Source organism: Streptomyces sp. DH12 (assembly GCF_020873895.1).
Taxonomy (GTDB): Bacteria; Actinomycetota; Actinomycetes; order Streptomycetales; family Streptomycetaceae; genus Streptomyces.
The window spans coordinates 1-506 of sequence record NZ_JAHWGT010000728.1 but is presented as its reverse complement, the minus strand read 5'-3'; the positions used below and the strand labels follow the sequence as shown (position 1 = coordinate 506).

Here is a 506-nt window from a genome sequence, read left to right as displayed (position 1 = left end):
CCATTGATGCGCGGGAGGCGCCGCGCGACAAGGTGGAAATCTGGCCTAATTACCGCCGGTAACACCGTGCGGCACGTGGGCTTGTGCGGTCAGCCCGCCGTGACCGTCTCACGGACCGTGCCGTCCGGCCCGGCCACCAGCACCGGCGTCTCCGCCCCGCCCAGGTCCCGTACGGCCGCGCGGTCCTCGTCCGAGGCCGACTCCGCCTCCGTCACCACCGCCGCCGCCTCCAGCGAGGTCGCGCCGGACGCCACCGCCATCGCCACCGCCGTGCGCAGCGCGCTGAGCTTCAGCGAGTCCAGGGCGACGGTGCCGGCGACGAGGGCGACGGAGACGAGGGCGCACCCCAGGGCGACGTTCTTCTTGCTGCTCATGATGGCGGCGTACTCCTTCGGGTCGGAGCGTTCGATGTCCGCTCCACCGTCGCCCGCGCCGCCCGCCCGGATCTGCCCCCGAAAGTCGCGACCCGCGGCGACGGACGTCGCGTCCTCGCGTCCGACGGGTGA

1 protein-coding gene is annotated in these 506 nt (G+C 73.5%); it reads right to left on the bottom strand.

The window, feature by feature from the left end:
• Positions 1 to 89: 89 nt before the first annotated feature.
• Complete coding sequence (locus LPA54_RS42735) at positions 90 to 410, bottom strand: hypothetical protein (RefSeq protein ID WP_308112925.1); 321 nt, start codon at positions 408 to 410, stop codon at positions 90 to 92.
• Positions 411 to 506: the final 96 nt, after the last annotated feature.